The 18,508-nt window shown below is 40.8% G+C and carries 17 protein-coding genes; 10 read left to right on the top strand and 7 right to left on the bottom strand.

What is annotated here, in order from left to right; genetic code table 11:
• Positions 1-2 precede the first annotated feature (2 nt).
• The 3 genes from epsC to fabD all read right to left on the bottom strand — a co-directional run bounded on the left by epsC (position 3) and on the right by fabD (position 2,406).
• The gene (gene epsC, locus ACZ449_RS08695; RefSeq protein WP_464260631.1) at positions 3-617 is read right to left on the bottom strand and encodes a serine O-acetyltransferase EpsC; all 615 of its coding nucleotides are present in this window, start codon (positions 615-617) and stop codon (positions 3-5) included.
• Positions 618-741: 124 nt separating this feature from the next.
• On the bottom strand, positions 742-1,500 hold the full coding sequence (locus ACZ449_RS08690) for a 4'-phosphopantetheinyl transferase family protein (RefSeq protein WP_464261842.1): 759 nt from the start codon (positions 1,498-1,500) through the stop codon (positions 742-744).
• Positions 1,501-1,545: 45 nt separating this feature from the next.
• A complete protein-coding gene (gene fabD, locus ACZ449_RS08685; RefSeq protein WP_464260630.1) occupies positions 1,546-2,406 on the bottom strand; it encodes an ACP S-malonyltransferase in 861 nt (286 codons plus the stop codon).
• 750 nt (positions 2,407-3,156) lie between these two features.
• On the opposite strand from fabD, the gene ACZ449_RS08680 reads away from it, so the two are divergent.
• A complete protein-coding gene (locus ACZ449_RS08680) occupies positions 3,157-4,167 on the top strand; it encodes a helix-turn-helix transcriptional regulator (RefSeq protein ID WP_464260629.1) in 1,011 nt (336 codons plus the stop codon).
• A gap of 167 nt (positions 4,168-4,334) precedes the next feature.
• Here the strand turns inward: ACZ449_RS08680 and ACZ449_RS08675 are convergent, their stop codons facing one another.
• The 4 genes from ACZ449_RS08675 to ACZ449_RS08660 all read right to left on the bottom strand — a co-directional run bounded on the left by ACZ449_RS08675 (position 4,335) and on the right by ACZ449_RS08660 (position 6,993).
• Positions 4,335-5,120: a TonB-dependent receptor domain-containing protein gene (locus tag ACZ449_RS08675; protein WP_464260628.1), complete on the bottom strand. Its 786-nt coding sequence runs from the start codon at positions 5,118-5,120 to the stop codon at positions 4,335-4,337.
• Positions 5,121-5,157: 37 nt separating this feature from the next.
• Entirely contained in the window at positions 5,158-5,775 is a 618-nt protein-coding gene (locus ACZ449_RS08670) for a flavin reductase family protein (protein ID WP_464260627.1), read from the bottom strand.
• A gap of 101 nt (positions 5,776-5,876) precedes the next feature.
• Positions 5,877-6,038: a hypothetical protein gene (locus tag ACZ449_RS08665; RefSeq protein ID WP_464260626.1), complete on the bottom strand. Its 162-nt coding sequence runs from the start codon at positions 6,036-6,038 to the stop codon at positions 5,877-5,879.
• Between the two features lie 136 nt (positions 6,039-6,174).
• Positions 6,175-6,993, bottom strand: a complete 819-nt coding sequence (locus ACZ449_RS08660) for a TrmB family transcriptional regulator (protein WP_464260625.1) — start codon at positions 6,991-6,993, stop codon at positions 6,175-6,177.
• A gap of 543 nt (positions 6,994-7,536) precedes the next feature.
• On the opposite strand from ACZ449_RS08660, the gene ACZ449_RS08655 reads away from it, so the two are divergent.
• The 9 genes from ACZ449_RS08655 to ACZ449_RS08615 all read left to right on the top strand — a co-directional run bounded on the left by ACZ449_RS08655 (position 7,537) and on the right by ACZ449_RS08615 (position 18,454).
• Positions 7,537-8,511 (top strand): ABC transporter permease, encoded by a 975-nt coding sequence (locus ACZ449_RS08655; RefSeq protein ID WP_464260624.1) that lies wholly within the window; start codon positions 7,537-7,539, stop codon positions 8,509-8,511.
• 18 nt (positions 8,512-8,529) lie between these two features.
• Positions 8,530-9,378 carry an ABC transporter permease gene (locus ACZ449_RS08650; protein WP_464260623.1) on the top strand — a complete coding sequence of 283 codons (849 nt, stop codon included), beginning with the start codon at positions 8,530-8,532 and terminating at the stop codon, positions 9,376-9,378.
• Entirely contained in the window at positions 9,368-10,309 is a 942-nt protein-coding gene (locus ACZ449_RS08645) for an ABC transporter ATP-binding protein (RefSeq protein ID WP_464260622.1), read from the top strand. The genes ACZ449_RS08650 and ACZ449_RS08645 overlap by 11 nt, the downstream gene beginning before the upstream one ends.
• On the top strand, positions 10,302-11,078 hold the full coding sequence (locus tag ACZ449_RS08640) for an ABC transporter ATP-binding protein (protein WP_464260621.1): 777 nt from the start codon (positions 10,302-10,304) through the stop codon (positions 11,076-11,078). Before ACZ449_RS08645 ends, ACZ449_RS08640 begins: the two co-directional genes overlap by 8 nt.
• Positions 11,078-12,679: an ABC transporter substrate-binding protein gene (locus ACZ449_RS08635; protein ID WP_464260620.1), complete on the top strand. Its 1,602-nt coding sequence runs from the start codon at positions 11,078-11,080 to the stop codon at positions 12,677-12,679. The genes ACZ449_RS08640 and ACZ449_RS08635 overlap by 1 nt, the downstream gene beginning before the upstream one ends.
• Before the next feature lie 21 nt (positions 12,680-12,700).
• A complete protein-coding gene (locus tag ACZ449_RS08630) occupies positions 12,701-14,620 on the top strand; it encodes a TonB-dependent receptor (RefSeq protein ID WP_464260619.1) in 1,920 nt (639 codons plus the stop codon).
• 336 nt (positions 14,621-14,956) lie between these two features.
• Positions 14,957-15,976: an ABC transporter permease gene (locus ACZ449_RS08625; RefSeq protein ID WP_464260618.1), complete on the top strand. Its 1,020-nt coding sequence runs from the start codon at positions 14,957-14,959 to the stop codon at positions 15,974-15,976.
• Entirely contained in the window at positions 15,943-16,848 is a 906-nt protein-coding gene (locus tag ACZ449_RS08620; protein ID WP_464260617.1) for an ABC transporter permease, read from the top strand. The genes ACZ449_RS08625 and ACZ449_RS08620 overlap by 34 nt, the downstream gene beginning before the upstream one ends.
• A gap of 16 nt (positions 16,849-16,864) precedes the next feature.
• On the top strand, positions 16,865-18,454 hold the full coding sequence (locus ACZ449_RS08615) for an ABC transporter substrate-binding protein (protein WP_464260616.1): 1,590 nt from the start codon (positions 16,865-16,867) through the stop codon (positions 18,452-18,454).
• Positions 18,455-18,508 lie beyond the last annotated feature (54 nt).

Below are 18,508 nucleotides of genomic sequence, written 5' to 3'. Positions count from 1 at the left end.
TTCTATCCCACGACTTCTTCATGCATATTAAAATTCTCCTTTTTCTCCCGCTCCTGATCCAACTGCCTATAATGAGACACAGGCAAAGGCAAATTCACTTTCCCGCCATTAAGTTTAACAATTCTTGGCGGTGAGCCAACTACTGTGCAATTTCCCGGGATATCCCGATTCACAATCACGGTTTGAGCACCGATTTTACTGTTGCTGCCGACAGTCACAGGTCCAATGATTGTTGCACCATGCCCGATAAATACATCATCTCCAATAGTAGGATGCCGCTTTCTTTGTTGTTTCCCTGTGCCGCCCAGTGTAACGGCATGAAACATAGTACAGTTCCGGCCAATCTCTGTAGTTTCTCCGATTACCACTCCGCAACCGTGATCGCAAAAAAATCCTGGTCCGATTTTAGCTCCCGGATGAATTTCAATTCCAGTAAGAACTCGCATCAACTGAGAAAATAACCGAGGTAAAAATGGTACTCCCAGACGATAAAGAGGGTGAATAACATACCGGTGGACGATGATAACATGCAGGGAAGGATAGAGAAAAACCTCTATATTCCTGCAGGCAGGATCTTGTCTGTAAATAGCCTGAATGTCCTCTAACATTGCTATCATATGTGTCTATTGCCATCTCCTTTCTTTACACAATTTTTGTCCAACCGAAACATCCTTTTGTACAATAGTTTAAGGAACATTTAGTTTAGAGTCACACTGGCGACTTTGTTTCGAATTTTTTGTTTTAAATTGTCGCATAACCTATATCTTTATAGTGATTTTTTAAAGACTGAATATCTATACCTAGATCCGTTTTTAAAGGATGCACAATTGAACACATGTAATTACCAATGCTAAACGAAATAGCTTTATATTGAGGAAAATTTTTATAATAACATATGATAAAATTTTCACAAAACTTGATCTTTGCTACCTCAAAAAGTTCAAACGGAGTCATCAAGCCGGTTTTCAGCACCTTTGACAGTGCTTCTTTGGCCGTCCATAAAAGAGCTAACCCGACATCATATTGAATTACCGCTGGAACAATTAATGTGTTTTCAAATGCGGTGATTTGCCCAGCTAAAACATCTCTTTTTAAGGGGTCAATCTTTTCCAGGTCAATTCCCATGGGATGAACTTCCGGAAAAGCAATTGCCATTCCATAATCCTCACAGTGAGTAATACTTACTTGAGTATTACGTTTTTCACATACAACAATCGGTTGAGAAAAAACTCCTGATTCAATAAAAATACTTGTTAACTTTTTTTCGCCATTTAAAGCGGCAACAGCTTGTTTAGCAGCAAGGCGCCCCACAAGAAAGCTCCTGATACGCTTGTTAAACTTTAACGCATTGTAGTCCTTACGTTCTCGACTATGCAAATGCTGAATTAACTCATCATAATTGGTTGTACAAACAAGATAATAATGGCATAAAGTCGCTCTAAAAGTATTTTCCGGCCTAACTAGGCTTAGTTCATCAATATAGACAATCCCGCTTTTCATTAGCAACACCAATATTCTCCAAAAATTAATCACACACCATTTAAGTTACACCGCCCCAGTTTCTCTTTTGATCCGCTGGACTAGCCCGGTTAAAACCTTGCCAGGTCCAACTTCTTCAAATTCCATTTCTCCAATTCCCATTAAGTATTGAATACTTTCCGCCCACTTGACAGGATTCGTAATTTGTTCAACTAGGTTCTGCTTTATATTGGCTTGATTATATGGTCTGGCATGCACATTAGAGATTACAGGGATAGCTAATGATGAAAATGTAAAGGCCTCCAAAAACATTTCAAATTCTTTTTTTGCATCTGTCATATACCGGGAATGAAAAGCACCGCTTGTTTTCAATGGGATAAACATAGTAACTCCCTTGACTTCCTCAAAAATCGCTTTTGCATAATTAATCTCGGTTTTCAGACCAGAAATTACAATTTGTGTTGGCGAGTTATAATTAGCCATATCTATGTTTTTTAAATTATTTTTTTGTAGAATATCGGTTATTTGTTCTTTGTTCAGCCCAATAACTGCAGCCATACCACCTCCAGCAGCGTAACTCATCAATTCCCCTCTTTTTTTTACCAATTGTAAACCTGTCGCAAAATCAAAGGCTCCTGCCGCAAATAAAGCATCATATTCTCCCAGACTGTGACCAGCAACGAAATCGGGTTTGTTACCGGTCTCTTTGATTTTCTTTAGATAACTTAGTGCATTCACTATGTATAAAGCAGGCTGGGTATATTGGGTCTGGCTTAAGGTTGCGTCTGGGTCTTGCATACAGAGTCTCTCAATTGAATATCCTAGAATATCATCTGCCTGCGTCGTTTCATCCTTAAACTCAGCAAAAAATGCGCCACCCATCCCCTTATTCTGCGAACCTTGACCAGGAAAAATATACGTAAGCATTTTTTTCATCTCCCTTACACTATATTTACTAATAATCCAGTACTCAAAAAAGGTCATTAATTTTTAATTTGTCATTTGAAAAACAAATTAAAAATTAATGACCTTCAAGTCACATGTCCAAATTAGTTTGCCTTGCACTGTCAACTTACGTCAATTGATCTTCTGATCAATATTTTCATAGTATCCAAAAAATACACAGATATCAATCAAAACTTACGTGCCTTGTGTTGATTATAATAACGGGAAAAAAATTAATCAATACATGCTATCTCAATAATACCTTATAAATAAAAAATGCTACTTCCTTGCGAAAAAATTAGATATTATTTGTATTTTTTACATCTACTTACATTATTCAAGATACAGTAAATGCGGAATTTATAATTTTTCATAATGACATTTGACAAAAAAATCCGGTATTAGTTAAGAACATTGCTTTAACAGTCTCAAAAAACATTTATTTACAAAATTATTAAATTAATGTAAAATACAAATAAATAGAGTTATGAAAACTCATTGCTAAGTTATTCGAAAAATGTAAATACTGATATACAGAACTCAAGGTATGAAGCCGATAGAGGATATATAATAAATTCTCTGTTTGTCCATACCTCTTTTTATTTGTATTTGCATGGCATAAATTTTTGATAAGTGATTTAAAAAACAACAAAAATTACAAGATATGAAGCCTTGCAATTATAAATAGTTTTAGTTTTCCAAAGTTTACTTTATTGAAATGGAGACACGAAAATGAATAATATGTTACACATTTCTTGTCCGGATGATTACTATACACAAATGGAAAAAATCGGTTTTATAAGTCAAAGTTCCAATGCTATTTGCGAATTTGAAATTCTAAAAGAACATGGCACCGGCCAGATCACACGATTTTCTTATGAAAGCGGACTTGATGTTTCCTGGGCGACATTATATCTAAAAGAAGAATTTACTTTTGCGGTTCAAATAGAAAAAAAGCTTTTTTTTGAAATAACCTATATCACATCTGGTTATATTGAAATTTATGATTCTTATAAAAATAAGTCTTACCAAGTTAAGGAAGGAGAATATTATATTAATTTAGCAGAAGAATGCAGAAATCACTCAATATATCCCGATAATGTTAATATAAGTTATATTAACATTATTGTTTCCGAAGCATTTCTTCGTTCACAAGCCGAAAAAACTCTCATTTCTGAAATAAACAGCTTAGGCATATTTTATCGTACTTTTATTTGTCCAGTAGAAACAGACACAGACATTAAAGCTATTATGAAAAAGGCTATTAATTGCTATTATGCTGATGGACTTGCCCGTAGATTATTTTTCCAGGCAATTGCACTTGAGATTATATCCGAATGGATGACACACGTATATTTTATTCAATCTGCGCAAAAATTATCAACCATTAATTTAACCAGTGATGATATTGGGTTACTATACCGGGCTAGACAAGAACTTTTTGAAAAAATGTCTCAACCTCCTTCCATTGAAATACTTGCCAAAAATCTATGTTTAAACACATATAAGCTAAAATTAGGGTTTAAAGCTCTGTTTGCAAACACACCTTATGGATATTTGCGAGATATACGACTGGAAAAAGCAAGACTATTGCTGAAAAATACTGATTGCAGCATCGGCAATGTGGCATCCCAAATTGGGTATAATATTAGCAGTTTTGTAACGGTATTTAAGAAAGAACATGGAATTACGCCTAAGCAATACCGCAAACAGTCCAAAACAGTGTTATTGTCACCACCATAACTTTAACTGAATAATACGGTCGACAATGATTAAACACCATTTGTTCAGGGTTAACTATGCAGCTATAAAAAAAGTCATGATGACAATGCTAATATTTAAATTCGCGTTGCCATCATAGCTTTTTACCATAGTTATACTGTTACCATTTCCTTTACATCTGAATCTAATTAAAATTGATGTTTACAGGAAATACCATACGTTCTTCCTTCCATCGGATAGCCGAACATTTCACTATATCCCTTATTAAAAATGTTATCAATAAAAAGACTAACCTCCGTATTTTTATTTAGCATCCGGCTGGAACTAACGTTAACTGTTGTATATTCAGGTAATGATACCAATTTGTTGGCTACACTGCCATTTTTCGAGTAACGGTAAATAGTCTGTTGTTCTCCTACATAGCGGGCACTCATTGCAATTTGCGTATTATCCGGCATTGTATAACGGAAACCAACATTTACCTTATCGCGGGGATGATAATCCAATTCATCGCTTAAATGAAAAATATCATAGCTGTCACCCTGCTTTTTGGTTTTTTGGTAAGTATAATTGGCAAAAACACTTAAATTATCCTGCAGTTTATGCTCCCCAGCCGCTTCAAACCCCCAGATTTTAGCTTTGTCAATATTATATACCATGTATTGGTTGGTACTGCTGGAGCTTTGGAAATTGTTGTAAATGTAATCTCCAATTTCGCTATAATAGCCAGAAATTCGGTAATTGGTCTTGTTACTGATTTTTTTCTTAAGACCAATTTCGTAAAATCTGCCGTCTTCAGCTTTTAGTTTTATATCAGGATAGTTTTTCAAATATCCCTCTGACCACCAATAAAATTCAGGCAAAGTTGGCACACGGTATCCTCTGTTCACAGATAGGTAGCCCACTGTTTTGGGATTGAACTGATAACTAGCCTCAAACTTCGGACTGAAGGCACTGCCGTCAATGGGTCTCATTTTGACGTTGGGGTCTCTGTCTGACCGGCCTTCATATTTATTTTGTAGCCGCAGCTACTCCTTTACCTGTAAACATCTCGCGATATTCTGCATACCTTCCGCCAAAAACAGGCCGGGTAAACCACATACCCTTGTCTCCCAGCATGGTAGATAAGGGCTGGGCCTTCTCGTAATCCATTTCACCGGCTTCATTGAAATATTGCTGATCAACTGCCAAATTAACAACTTTGCCAATAACCAGAGAGTATTTTTCTCTTTTTATTTCCTCTACCAACGTACATTCCAGCCAAGCAAGGCAACCTTCTACACCCGGAACTTGAATTTTTTGTGACGAATGTGGCTGTAAATGGGCTTCAGCAAATTCATTCACCTCCGGTGGATAATCTTTTGAACAAATCATAACCTGATCTGTCATACTGACTGGTGGAATATTGACGACAAACTCACCTATATCCCTGATATTGTTAAGTGTATCCCGCTTGATCCAGGATGCCAGGATAATTTCATCCAACGGACGTAGGATAGGCGTAATATTGGACCAAGGCGCTACGTTAAGAACTCCGTCTTTCCCTTGGGTAGAAATCAAAACAACCGGTAAAGGGAAAACCCGTTCCCGTTTATTCGGTTCCAGGCATCTGACAGTGTTACTCATCATAATTTTTCACCCTTTACAATTTATTTTTCCATAACCCCAATTTTTCCCATGGATTTATCAACGGCCCCATATAATCGCGAGGGGCACTCCCCTGATCCATATCAAACTCTATAACTACGGTTAAACTCAGCTTTATCCACCAATACAGCTAACTTTTGGGCCATGTTACTTTCTGTATTTAGCTGGCTGGCCATAGTAACCTGCGTTGAAACAAAGAGCAATGACATACTAAAAATGATCAGCAAAATAGCTCTTATTATCATTTTTCCACCTCCTTCCTTGCCTAATTCTAAAGAAAAAAGGTCACTTTCTTTTGGCTTATTGTTTCAACAATAAACCAAAAGAATAATGACCTTTTGTTGCTTCAGCAACAAATCCGGATTTGCCGATTTTCAAATCTTATAAATCTAACAGTCCTTCTAAATCTCTGCCGTATTTTCTTAATACCGGTTCTTTTAAATCTGAAATCAATTTATTAATGTATATATCATGTCGTATATAAGTATCGAGTATTCTAATAACACCTTGGTTAGAAGTATTATAGCCCTCAATTTTTTGATCCTGATTCTTAAAAGCAAACATTCCATATAAATCGTCAACTACCATGATAAACTCGGAAGAATGCAGGTTTTCTACTATTTGTGACGGGTCATGTGTAAATACATGTCCTAGCGGTATTATTCTTTCACTCATTTGATTGCTTATTATTTTAACATCACGTTTGATTGCATCTTCCAATTGTTTCTGGACATGAACACCATCGTCGTACCAGAAACTAATCATAATAGTTTTTTCCGCTTCTTTTATTAATTCTCTGGCCTTGTCCATAAGGTTATCATGACCTTGAATCTGCCAGAGCCAATTAGGATATTTATTTTGACTTATGGAGTCTTTATGATCAAGTAGATAATTACTGATTTTTTTATACTTTTTCACATTATTACTTACGAAATCTTCCAGCGGTAATGGTTGATACCGAACAGGATTATCCCCGGAAGGATATATCAGTCCTTTATCAATTAATGCGCTTAGTGTTTCATATACTTTAGGACCGGGAACACCCGAAAGTTTCTGAATCTCACTGCCATAACTAAGGTTATTGCGCAGTACTGCTAAATAAACTTTTCCCTCATATTTTGGCAATCCTAGTTCATTAAAACAATTAATTACTTCATCGTCCGAAAAAAAACTCTGTTTTTTTATTATAACCGCCCTCACTATCTATTACTACCAAAGTAGTAAGCCTGTATATGTATAATATACTACTTTTTTCATTTATGCAATATGTTACTTTAATTTCTTCACATTTTACCTGCTGTATATAAAAACCACCAGGTAACACTAAGCTATGGAGGTGGATTAAATGCGTTTCCGAAGCCATGACCAATGAACACACACACCGTGAAGCATTTCGAAGAGTTTCTTAAAGATATGGCAGAATGATTAAAATCCAGTGCCTTTGGGTATAATTTTACTAGAGTGCGCAACTCCTTGGGCCGAAATGTCTGCATGAAGCAGCGTTCCGGCTTTTAAGATTACTTTCGCCTTCCAACAAGCGCTGTTCCCCTTGTTGAAACAAAAAAAATACAAAATGTACTTATTTTTGAGATATTTTTCACTTATAATATTGACATTGTTTTACAAAAAATAGTATGATTAACACGAATATAAGAATCATGAAGATTCTAAAATCGAGGTATGAAGCCTGGGGAAATTTCCCGTTGGTTTCATACCTTTTTTTATTTCTGATGGCGGTGTAGCATGTATAGTAACTTATTATTGGGTAAAGTTGTCCGTCTACTAATTACGCTATTTATTATTCTAACTATCAATTTTGCCCTGCCCCGGCTAATGCCTGGCGATCCGGCGGTCATGTTGCTGGGACAGGATGCGGCAGTGATAACAGGCTCTGATTTTACTGAGTTAAAAAATAAATATGGTCTTAACAAGACTCTCGGACAGCAATATCTGAATTATTGGCAAGCTTTAGCCCAGGGTGATCTTGGCTACTCCTATCATTACCGTCAGGCTGTTACACAAACACTTAAACAGCACTTAGGATGGACACTGGCCTTGCTCATTCCCGTGGTAGTGCTTTCGTCATTATTGGCAATTGTTTTCGGTACAATCGCTGGCTGGAAAGCCGGTTCCAGACTTGACAGCACCATAACCTGCAGTTCGCTGCTCATGTATTCACTACCCCAATTTCTCATTGCCATGCTGCTGCTCAAGGTTTTCGCCTTTGAACTGCGGCTCTTTCCGCTGGGCGGCCTGGCCTCAGGCAACACTGATTCAGCCGTATCTTATTTCCTGGATACTGCGTGGCATTTAGTACTACCGGTACTGGCCTTGACAGTGTCAGCTACCGCGTCCAAGCTGTTGGTTCTGCGGAGCAGTACCGTCAAAGAGCGACATCAAGACTATATTACTTACGCAACAGCCAAAGGACTATCCACCTGCCGCATACTTGCTGTACATTTACTGCGTAACGCCTGTCTGCCCTTACTGAGTCTGATTGCCTTAAACATCGGCTTTATTGTATCTGGAGCGTTAGTGGTTGAACTTGTGTTTTCTATCAGCGGCATGGGCACGCTGATTTACGAAGCCGCTATTTATCGCGATTATCCCTTACTGCAAGGCTGTTTTTTGATTCTGACGGTGTTCGTAGTTTTGACCAACACACTGGCCGACTTAGTCTATGGCATTGTTGACCCGCGCATTTCCCTTTCACACTAACCTCATGGAGGCTTTACTATGTCCTCATTCCGTCTGTCGGCTCCGGCATACTGTGGCCTGTTCCTGCTGCTGACACTGCTACTGATCGCGCTATTGGCCCCAGTTTTAGTCCCTTATTCACAGTCTGAGCGTTTTACGCCTTTCGCTCTACCCTCATCTGCCCATCTTTTGGGCTGTGATGATATCGGTCATGATATTTTAACTCAACTAATCCTTGCCAGTCGTGTCTCTCTGCTTGTTGGGATCACAGCTGCAATAGCTTCGGCCGGCTTAGGTGCGACTATCGGTATTCTGGCTGGTTACTGTCGGGGATATACTGCGCACTTTTTAAACAGTTTGATTGATATTGTCCTGCTTATTCCGATGCTGCCGCTCATGATTACCTTAGCGGCTTATCTTGGGCCAAGCCTTGGCAATATCATTGCAATTATCGGCCTGCTCAGTTGGTGTTCGACAGCTAGAGTGGTTAAGGCCCGAGTATTGCAGCTTCGATACCTTCCTTTTGTGGAAGCCCTGCAGGGTCTGGGCATCCCTGAATATCAAATAATCCTAAAACATATTGTTCCCAACGTGGCTGAGGTCATTGCCGCCAAATTTATTCTCTCTGTGGCACACGCTATGCTGAGTGAGTCGGCACTTAGTTTTCTCGGGCTTGGTGACCCTTTGACGATAAGCTGGGGGAATATACTTTATTACGCCTTTCATCGCGGCGGCTTTGTCAATGACCTTTGGCACTGGTATCTGCCGCCCGGCCTGTGTATTGCAACTGCCACACTGGGCTTTACACTACTCGGCTTTTATCTGGAGCAACTATCCAGAGACAACAAGTTGCAGACATTGACGGAGGATTCAGCCCATGTTGCTTAGCATTGAGCATTTGCGCATCTCTTTTACGGTTGGCACATCAGTCCTGCAAGCGGTAAATGAAGTCAGTCTTGCTCTTGAAGAAAAAACCACAACAGCTATTATCGGTGAAACAGGCTGCGGCAAATCCGTATTAGCGGCAGCTATCACTGGTATCTTACCAGATAATGCCCAGATGAGCGGAGTTATCACCTGGAAAAACGCACTTCTATCTGAGCAATTATTAAAAACCATTCGCGGCAAAGAGTTATCCCTTATTCCGCAAAATCCGCTGGGCAGTCTCAATCCGGTACTAACAGCCGGCTTCCAGGTGAGCGAAGCCCTGGCAAGAGTCAGTTCTACTTTAGGGAAACGCGCTATTTACAATACTACTCTTGAACTGTTTCATGCTGCCGGACTTGTCCAGCCTGAGACAGTCTACCATTCCTATCCCCATCAGTTGTCTGGCGGTATGGCGCAACGGGTGCTGCTGGCTGCCGCCATGGCTGGCACGCCCAAACTGGTTATTGCTGACGAACCCACAAAAGGACTTGACCTTGACACCCGCAATCAAAATGTCCTGCTCATGCACCAAGTATTTGAGAACAGTGCTCTTCTCATCATTACTCATGACATTGAAGTGGCAGCCACTTGCCAGTATCTCATCGTCATGTATGCCGGTGAGATTGTGGAAACAGGCCAGGCCGAAGATGTATTAACTAAACCATTGCATCCTTATACCTGCCAATTATTATCCGCCCACCCGTCACAAGGCCTTGTCCCTATTCCCGGCCTGCCGCCCACTATGACCAGTCTGCCTGCTGGCTGCCGTTTCGCCAAGCGGTGCACTTTTTACGATAAGCAGAGCACCCCCAAGAGGCAGCTTTGCCTTGCTGGTCACCCCGCCCTGATACAATGTGGAACAACAGCTGCAGTGAGGTGCTGGCATGCTTGAAGTTATCCAGCTAACCAAACATTTTACCCAAGGCTTACTAAAAAAGAAAACCACTTATGCCGTACAAGATGTTTCCTTCCAGGTGCCTCCAGGAAAAACCTTGGGAATTATGGGGACAAGCGGCAGCGGTAAATCCACAGTGGCCCGACTAATTGCCGGTCTCATTCGGCCTACGGCTGGCGAGATTCTATACCAGGAAACTTCCCTAACCAACCTGTCAACTGCACAACGACAGCCCTTTCGCCGTAAATTGCAAATGGTTTTTCAACACCCTAGCCTGGCTCTTGACCCCCGGCAAACAATTGCCGCTGCGCTGCTTGAACCACTCTATGTCCATAAGTTAATCCACTCCCGCCACCAATCCTTGAGCAAGCTGGAGCGTCTTTTACATATCACCCAGCTATCGCCTGATGTGCTCCAAAAATACCCCTGGCAAATATCCGGCGGGCAAGCACAGCGCATTGTAATCGCCAGAGCATTAGGACTTGAGCCTGAAGTGCTCATCGCCGATGAGCCCACTGCCATGTTGGATATATCTGTACAAGCCCAAATCCTCACCCTGCTTAAAACGATTCAGCAGCAAACAGGCCTCAGCCTGATCTTAATTTCTCATGACCCTGACGTTATCAAAGCCTGTGCAGACCACATGGTATGCATGGTGAACGGTAAAATTACTGCAGCCGGTGTCCCTTCAGAGATTCTTCCCCAATCAGGCAGTCTATTTTCCTTGAGCCAGTCATTGCTAAACCAACGTAATGGAGGAATTTAATGAGGCGTTTTACTACTCTCGGACTCCTACTAATCCTGATTTTTACTTACTTACTCGTAGGCTGCGGCAATAATAAGCAAGCCGCTGCCGACAGTTCTCAGACAATACCTTCCCTGACAATTGGCACAACCATGAAGATGGAAGGCATCAATATTGAGGACTACTACTTTGGAATACTGCGCGCCATTTTTACCCACAAAGGACTTGTCAAGCTAGATGAGAACGGTAATTTTGCCGGTGATTTGGCTAAATCCTGGAGTACCACTGACGGCCAAACCTGGACATTTCTCCTGCAGGACGGCGTCACTTGGCATGACGGTGCCAAGGTCACAGCTGCTGATGTGAAATTTACTATCGAATACAACCTCAAGCACAGTATCGAATATAAAAGTCACTTTGCCTTGGTAGAGTCAATTGCAACCCCTGATGATACGACAGTCATTATCACTCTTACCAAACCTAATCCCCGTTTTCTTGTTAATTTGCTGGTACTTAGAACCCTGCCGCAGCATATTTTTGCTTTAGTGGACAACCCTGCTGTTTATAATGACCCTAAAGCAGCCATTGGCTGCGGGCCCTATAAATTCGAAAAATTAGATACCCATGCTGGTATTGTCACCTTTAAAGCCAACAGTACCTACTATCGCGGCACACCGCCAATTCCTGAAATAAAAGTGCGGCTGTTTAAAAATTCGGATGCCCTTTACATGGCCTTGCAAAATGGTGAGGTGGATTTGCCCTATACCTATTCGGCAGGAACTGACCCCATCTATGCCACTAATCTGGCTAAGAACTCCCGGATAAAACTTATGAATATTCCCAATCTCGGTGTCGGCAAAGCGCTGATATTCAATGTCACTAAGCCCTTCGTCAATGACCCCCAGGTTCGTACCGCGTTATCCTATGCCATTGATTATAACGAGCTTGTCCGTTTGTTTGCCGCCAATAATGGCGTTGTACCCACTGCTGGTTTTGCGCCTCGTGGCACACCCGGATTTATTGAGACCCGCCCACTGGAATTTAGTCCTGACAAAGCCAGACTGTTGTTGGACCAAGCAGGCTATCACCTTACCGGAAGCGATAGCCGGGCAAAGGATGGCCAAGCACTTACCTTTGAACTGCTCCTTAGAAACGACATCCCCGAAAATATCAGGCTGGCCGAACTTCTCCAGAAATACTTTGCCAACATTGGCGTCAAACTTACCCTGAAAACAGTAGATGCCACACTCTACCGGACAATCTGCGACAAGGATAAATCCCATACCAGCCTTTTATCCCGCACCACTCCCTGGGGCATGATGATGTGGGCCGGAATGGGGACAGGCTATATGGATATCCGCAATATTGGCTGGGCCATGGTAAGCGACACCAAATTTAAAGACCTTGTAGACAATATGAACAGCACCCTTGATCCTGAGCTGTACAAAAAACACAGTTCTGCATTGCAGCAATATTATGCAGAAAACCTCCCCGCCATCCCCCTCTACTGGGATAGTTTCATCCAGCCGTATAACGCTGCTTTGACAGGCTGGAAGGTAAATCCCATGTACGGCATTCTTAATGAAGAAACATGGTACAACCTCAAAAAAATCGTACCATAATGAGAGGAGATAACATACATTATGAAAAGAAAACGTCACAAATTAGCTCTTATGTCAGCTTTGGCAGGTGTATTGCTGACAGCTTCACCAATCTATGCCGCAACACCGGAAGACAACAGTCAACAGTTTGATTTAGACACCATTGTTGTCACCGCCACCAAAACCGCCAAAAACATTAAGGATGTTCCTGCCAGCATATCAGTCATTACTGCCGACGATTTAGCCAAAGCCAATATTAAAACCCTTGATCAGGCACTACAGTACGTACCAGGTATGTATGTAAAAGAATCACAAGGCATGATGGGAACTAAAATTTCGCTCCGTGGCATGACGCAAAGCCAGGTATTGGTACTGATGGATGGCATTCCCTTAAATAACGGCTATGCAGGCGGTGCTAATTGGGGCAATATTCCAATAGCAATGATTGAGCGCGTTGAAGTTCTCAAGGGTTCATTTTCCTCCCTATATGGGTCAAATGCCATGGGAGGTGTCATTAATATTATTACGAAAACAGACGCAAAACCACAGACAATTGTCACAGGCGGGTTTGGTGAGAACGGTACAACCACTAGTTCCTTCTTCACCAGCGGTCAAAGCGATAATAAAAAATTTCAGTATGTAATAAGTTATGATAAACGGGATGTTGATGGTTATGTAAATCAGCCGGAACAACTGCCAGGCGGAAACCGTTACGGCAAATTTGCTACCAAGAATGAAAATACCGGTATAAAATTAATGTATGATTTCAGCGAAGGCGAGCGCCTGTCCATATTGCGGACAGAAAGCAATTATACCTATGGCTATTACGACGGCGGCAAAGATAAAGGTCAGCGCAAATTGGAACTCACCGGCATTAATTATGAAAAAAAGCTGAATGATACCACAGAACTCAAAGTACATCTGGGCGAACAAAACTATAAAAAATACTGGCAAATTACCAATGGCAGTGCTTTCTCTTCCACTCCGGTCAAAACCAAAGAAGCAGATATTAGTTTAAACTGGGCCGTTGATAAGAAGAACCTGCTTACCTTTGGCGTTGCCACCAGAGAAGACGAGGGTTCCCAGTACAGTAAAGCCGGCAAACTGACAGCAACAGCTACCGCCAAAACCAATGCCGTCTATCTGCAGGACGAAATCACCATGAATCCGAAAAGCACCCTCTACTTGGGCGCGCGGTATGATGAATGGAAAACCAGCGACACGATAAAAAACGGCAAGACTCTTGCCGATAGAAACATCAGCAATGTATCGCCCAAAGCTTCCTTTCATTACAAAGCCGATGACAAAGTAACCCTGTATGCTTCTGCTGGCAAAGCTTTTAACAGCCCGACAATCAATAAAGTGGTATTTGATTATAATGATATCCAGGCTAACTCAGACTTAGAGCCAGAAGAAATGACATCCTATGAAATTGGTGTCTCTTGGTCTGCCAGCCCCAAAACTACCACTAAACTTGCATTATTTAGAAATGATGTAAATTTAATTTATCAGGGTACTAACCGCTGGCAGCAGGGAGATGCCGAAATAAAAGGTTTTGAAGTGGAAGTCAATCACAAGTTTAGCCCTGAATTGACTGGCTTTATCAATTACTCTTATAATGATGCCAAATTCACCGATAACCCCAATGGCTATACCGGCAATCGTGTTCCCACAGTCCCTAAGAATACTGTGGCCTTTGGTTGTACCTATGCCAAAGATAAATGGACAACGAATTTACTTGGTCGCTATATCGGCACCGCTTATGAAGATGAAGAAAATACCTATGGGTTCATGAGTCATTTTGTCGCTGATGCCAAATTTAACTATGCCATGTCGAAAAACACCAGTTTAGCCTTATCGATTGATAATATTTTTGACAGAAACTATTATCAACGTGTTGGTACTTTGGATATTTATGCACCAGGACGTGTTGTCTCTATTGAACTAACGCAAAAATTCTAAGGCCTTTATTAGACTTCCTCGTATAATAGTAGTTAGATTATTTGAAGGGTACTTCTTGACAACACTTGCGTGTTATAGTAACATTTATTGCAACGGGGTTATGAAAACCTCAGATAATTACTGGAAATGTGATTTGATATACATATATGTAAAGTACAATAAATTATATTAATTAAACCACGAAGGTTTAGTTCGTTGACGAACTGGCTTTCGTGGTTTTTTATGTTTACAAGAAGGGTGATGCAGTAAATTGAATTAACCTGTTAATAATCTTCCTATTATATTGTCCCTAATTGCCATTTGCAAGCTAATGTTAATGAAGGCGAGGGTTGTTGTTTGGTCAAAAAATCGATAGTTGTTGAAAAGATAATAAGAAGAACAATATGGTTTGTTCTTTTGATGCTTATTTTATCCCTGGGAGTTTTCTATTTATCGCGACTTGCGCCCGGCGATCCGCTGCAATCATTTTATGGTGATGCAATTGAATCAATGTCCACACAGGAGCTTGATGCGGCCAGAGAACGACTGGGTCTGGGCAGCCCAATATATGTTCAATACTCTAGATGGATCATTAACGCATTTCAGGGTGATTTTGGACTATCACTAAAATACAAGATGCCCGCAATGGAGGTTATTGCTCCCGTGATTGGCAACACTTTGATTTTAGGAGGCGTAGCGTATATCCTTGTTTTCGTTTTGGCCACCCTGCTTGCTTTGTTTTGTGCGATGTATGAAGATACCCTGATTGACCGAATCATCTGCAAAGTAGGAACGGCTGCCTATTATATACCGCCGTTTTGGCTAGGCGTTGTTTTGGTATTAATTTTCAGTGTTAACCTCAACCTGCTACCAAGCAGCGGTGCCTATAGCATAGGTAAATCGGGTGATATTCTGGATCGGATTTTGCATATGATTTTGCCACTGACAGTCATGATCCTCAGCCATTTATGGTATTACGCTTATATGATAAGGAACAAGCTTCTGGACGAAGTGCGAAAGGACTATGTTCTTTTGGCCAAATCCAAGGGTTGTACTAAAGCCGAAATTGTACTAAAACATTGTTTTCGCAATGTAGCACCAACTATCGTAAATATTATGGCGATTTCTATTCCTCATGTTTTGAGCGGAACCTATATTGCCGAGGCGGTATTTAATTATCCTGGTATTGGTGCCCTTTCCGTCCAAAGCGCAAAATATCATGATTACAATTTGTTGATGCTTACTGTGCTTATTACCGGCGTGTTGGTTATTTCCAGCAGCATCATTGCTCAATCGATAAATGAAGTAATTGATCCAAGAATGAAATTGACGGAGGCGTCCGAATGGTGGGAGAAAACAGAAAACAGTTCAACATAGTTGGTGCTAATTACAAAATACACACCCCCCAGAGGAAAAAACCGTCTTTTAGGCAGCAGTTGCAGAATAAGCCAATTATTTCGATTGCCATCCTTGCCATAATCCTACTGGGATGCATTTTGACTGAGTATGTACGCAATAATGACCCAAATAATTTCTACCTTGCTAATCTGAATCAAGCACCTGATGCGGCTTTCTATTTTGGAACAGATTCGTTAGGGCGCGATATTTTCTCTATGATATGGTATGGCGGCAGAGTTTCCATTATTATCGGGCTACTGAGCACGGCGATTATTACCGTGATAGGTGTCGTATATGGTTGTATCAGCGGCAATGCCAGTTCAAAAATTGACGCAGTCATGATGCGTATCCCGGAGCTTATAAACAGTATTCCCATATTGTTGCTGATACTATTGCTTACTTCGCTCATGGGAACACCGAATATTATTACAATCTCCTTTATTATCGGGATAACCGGTTGGTGCGCCCTGGCAAGGATTGTCCGGAGTGAAGTACGGCAAATGCGCAGCAGTGAATACGTGCTTGCTTCACAATGTATGGGGGGAAGTTTCTTCCATGTGATGACGAAACATTTAATACCCAATTTTTTTTCAACAATTATGTTTGTTGTTGTATCAAGTATAAGTTTAAGCATGTCCATGGAATCTACGCTGAGCTTTCTCGGTCTGGGACTACCTGTAAATGTAATTTCCTGGGGCAGCATGCTATCGCTTGCTAACAAAGCGCTGCTTTTAAAGACCTGGTGGGTTATCATATTCCCGGGTGTATTTTTGGTAATAACCATGATGTGTATCACTAACATCGCCTATTACTTTAGGAGAGAAACAAACAAACGTGAAAACATTTTATAATACGAGGAGGATTAACATGAATTTCAGGGGGAAAATCATCCAGCTATTAACAACAGTAGTATGTATTATAGCCGTCAGTTTGAGTATTATCGGGTGTAGTTCAAACAGCAAAACCCCAGTGACAAAAACATCCAATTTGGCAAATACGTTAGTATACGCTGGTGAGAATACAGATACCATTAACCCGATACTTAATGATCATGACGAGTTAGCCAGCATTGTTTTTTCCGGCTTGATGAAGTATGATGCTACCGGCAAGCCTGTTGTGGATCTGGCAGAGAGCTATACATATGACGATAGTTCCCTGACTTATACCTTTAAGTTAAGAAAGGGCATCTTATGGCATGACAATAAACCCTTTACCGCCGAGGACGTTGTTTTCACTTATAAAAAACTGACAACAGATAAAACCTTATCTGCAAGTATTCTTAGTCAATATTTGGATATCGCCAATGTTCAGGCTCAGGATGAAAACACGGTTATAATTACACTTTCTCAATACAATGCTGCCATGCTTGATTATTTTACTGTTGGTATTCTGCCAAAGCATCTGCTTGAAGGTCAGGACATCACCACCACCGCCTTTAACCAAAAGCCTGTAGGCACTGGTCGCTATAAATTTGTTGAGTGGGACAAAGCCGGGGGAACCATAACACTGATAAGAAACGACAAATACTATGATAAAGTTCCTAATATTGAAAAATTAGTTTACAAGACTGTTTCTGTGGAAAGCACCAAGGCTCTGATGCTCGAATCAGGTGAGGCAGACCTGGCATGGCTTAATGCAAACTATGCAAAAAAATTCCGTGGTAATAATAGCTACAAAAACTTCGACTTTAAAACCGCTGACTACCGTGCAGTTTCGCCGAATTTCAAATCTGCGTTCTGGGCTAACAACAAAGATTCACTAGGCATCCTTAACTATGCAATTGATAAAGATGTGGTTGTAAAAAGCGTGCTTAACAGTCAGGGAAATACTGCATATAGTCCTATCCAGTTGAACGCTTTGGGCGGCAATAAAGCTGCCGACATTTACAACTATGATCTGAACAAATTCGCGGCAGAAATGCAAAGGCTCGGCTGGGTTAAAGGCAGCGACGGCATCTACGAGCGCAACGGAACCAAATTCCATTTTACAATCCAGGTTCGTGATTATGAAGAAGAACGAATAGATATCGCAAAAATTGTTTCAAAACAACTGAAAGATGTAGGCGTTGACATGGAAATTGTTCTGGTTACCAAGTTTGACTGGAAAGCTGGTTATGACGGTTTCTTGTCCGGCTATGCTGCTGAGTTTGACCCGGATGCTACCTATCAGCAGTTTCTTTCCAGCGGTAGTGCAAATAACATGAAATACGCCAATCCGGTAGTGGACGATATCATTACCAAGGCACGACATACAAAAAATCTTAACGAAAGAAAAGCCTTGTATAGCGAGTTTGAAGTTGCCTTTGCCAAAGAACCAGCTTCTTTACTGATCGCCTATCTTGACGGTAATTATGTCGGCATAAGCAGCCTTACTGGTCTTGATACAACAAGAGTTCTCGGACACCATGCAGTTGGTGTTATGTGGAATATAGAAAACTGGACGCTTTCCAAAAAGTGATATTACCAATAAGTATCTAATTATAGTAACGTCTAACATACTGGGTGTTCTTTG

The organism is Desulfosporomusa polytropa, from assembly GCF_055380075.1.
The sequence above is the reverse complement of the archived record's forward strand: the minus strand, read 5'-3'. Positions and strand labels throughout refer to the sequence as shown.

Bases quoted from the DNA above. Each gene is read 5' to 3' on its own strand.
- ACZ449_RS08645 (WP_464260622.1), top strand. From the start codon at position 9,368: ATGTTGCTTAGCATTGAGCATTTGCGCATCTCTTTTACGGTTGGCACA.
- ACZ449_RS08615 (WP_464260616.1), top strand. From the start codon at position 16,865: ATGAATTTCAGGGGGAAAATCATCCAGCTATTAACAACAGTAGTATGT.
- ACZ449_RS08635 (WP_464260620.1), top strand. From the start codon at position 11,078: ATGAGGCGTTTTACTACTCTCGGACTCCTACTAATCCTGATTTTTACT.
- ACZ449_RS08655 (WP_464260624.1), top strand. From the start codon at position 7,537: ATGTATAGTAACTTATTATTGGGTAAAGTTGTCCGTCTACTAATTACG.
- ACZ449_RS08680 (WP_464260629.1), top strand. From the start codon at position 3,157: ATGAATAATATGTTACACATTTCTTGTCCGGATGATTACTATACACAA.
- epsC (WP_464260631.1), bottom strand. From the start codon at position 617: ATGATAGCAATGTTAGAGGACATTCAGGCTATTTACAGACAAGATCCT.
- ACZ449_RS08665 (WP_464260626.1), bottom strand. From the start codon at position 6,038: ATGATAATAAGAGCTATTTTGCTGATCATTTTTAGTATGTCATTGCTC.
- ACZ449_RS08640 (WP_464260621.1), top strand. From the start codon at position 10,302: ATGCTTGAAGTTATCCAGCTAACCAAACATTTTACCCAAGGCTTACTA.
- ACZ449_RS08690 (WP_464261842.1), bottom strand. From the start codon at position 1,500: ATGAAAAGCGGGATTGTCTATATTGATGAACTAAGCCTAGTTAGGCCG.
- ACZ449_RS08650 (WP_464260623.1), top strand. From the start codon at position 8,530: ATGTCCTCATTCCGTCTGTCGGCTCCGGCATACTGTGGCCTGTTCCTG.
- fabD (WP_464260630.1), bottom strand. From the start codon at position 2,406: ATGCTTACGTATATTTTTCCTGGTCAAGGTTCGCAGAATAAGGGGATG.
- ACZ449_RS08675 (WP_464260628.1), bottom strand. From the start codon at position 5,120: ATGAGACCCATTGACGGCAGTGCCTTCAGTCCGAAGTTTGAGGCTAGT.
- ACZ449_RS08630 (WP_464260619.1), top strand. From the start codon at position 12,701: ATGAAAAGAAAACGTCACAAATTAGCTCTTATGTCAGCTTTGGCAGGT.
- ACZ449_RS08670 (WP_464260627.1), bottom strand. From the start codon at position 5,775: ATGATGAGTAACACTGTCAGATGCCTGGAACCGAATAAACGGGAACGG.
- ACZ449_RS08620 (WP_464260617.1), top strand. From the start codon at position 15,943: ATGGTGGGAGAAAACAGAAAACAGTTCAACATAGTTGGTGCTAATTAC.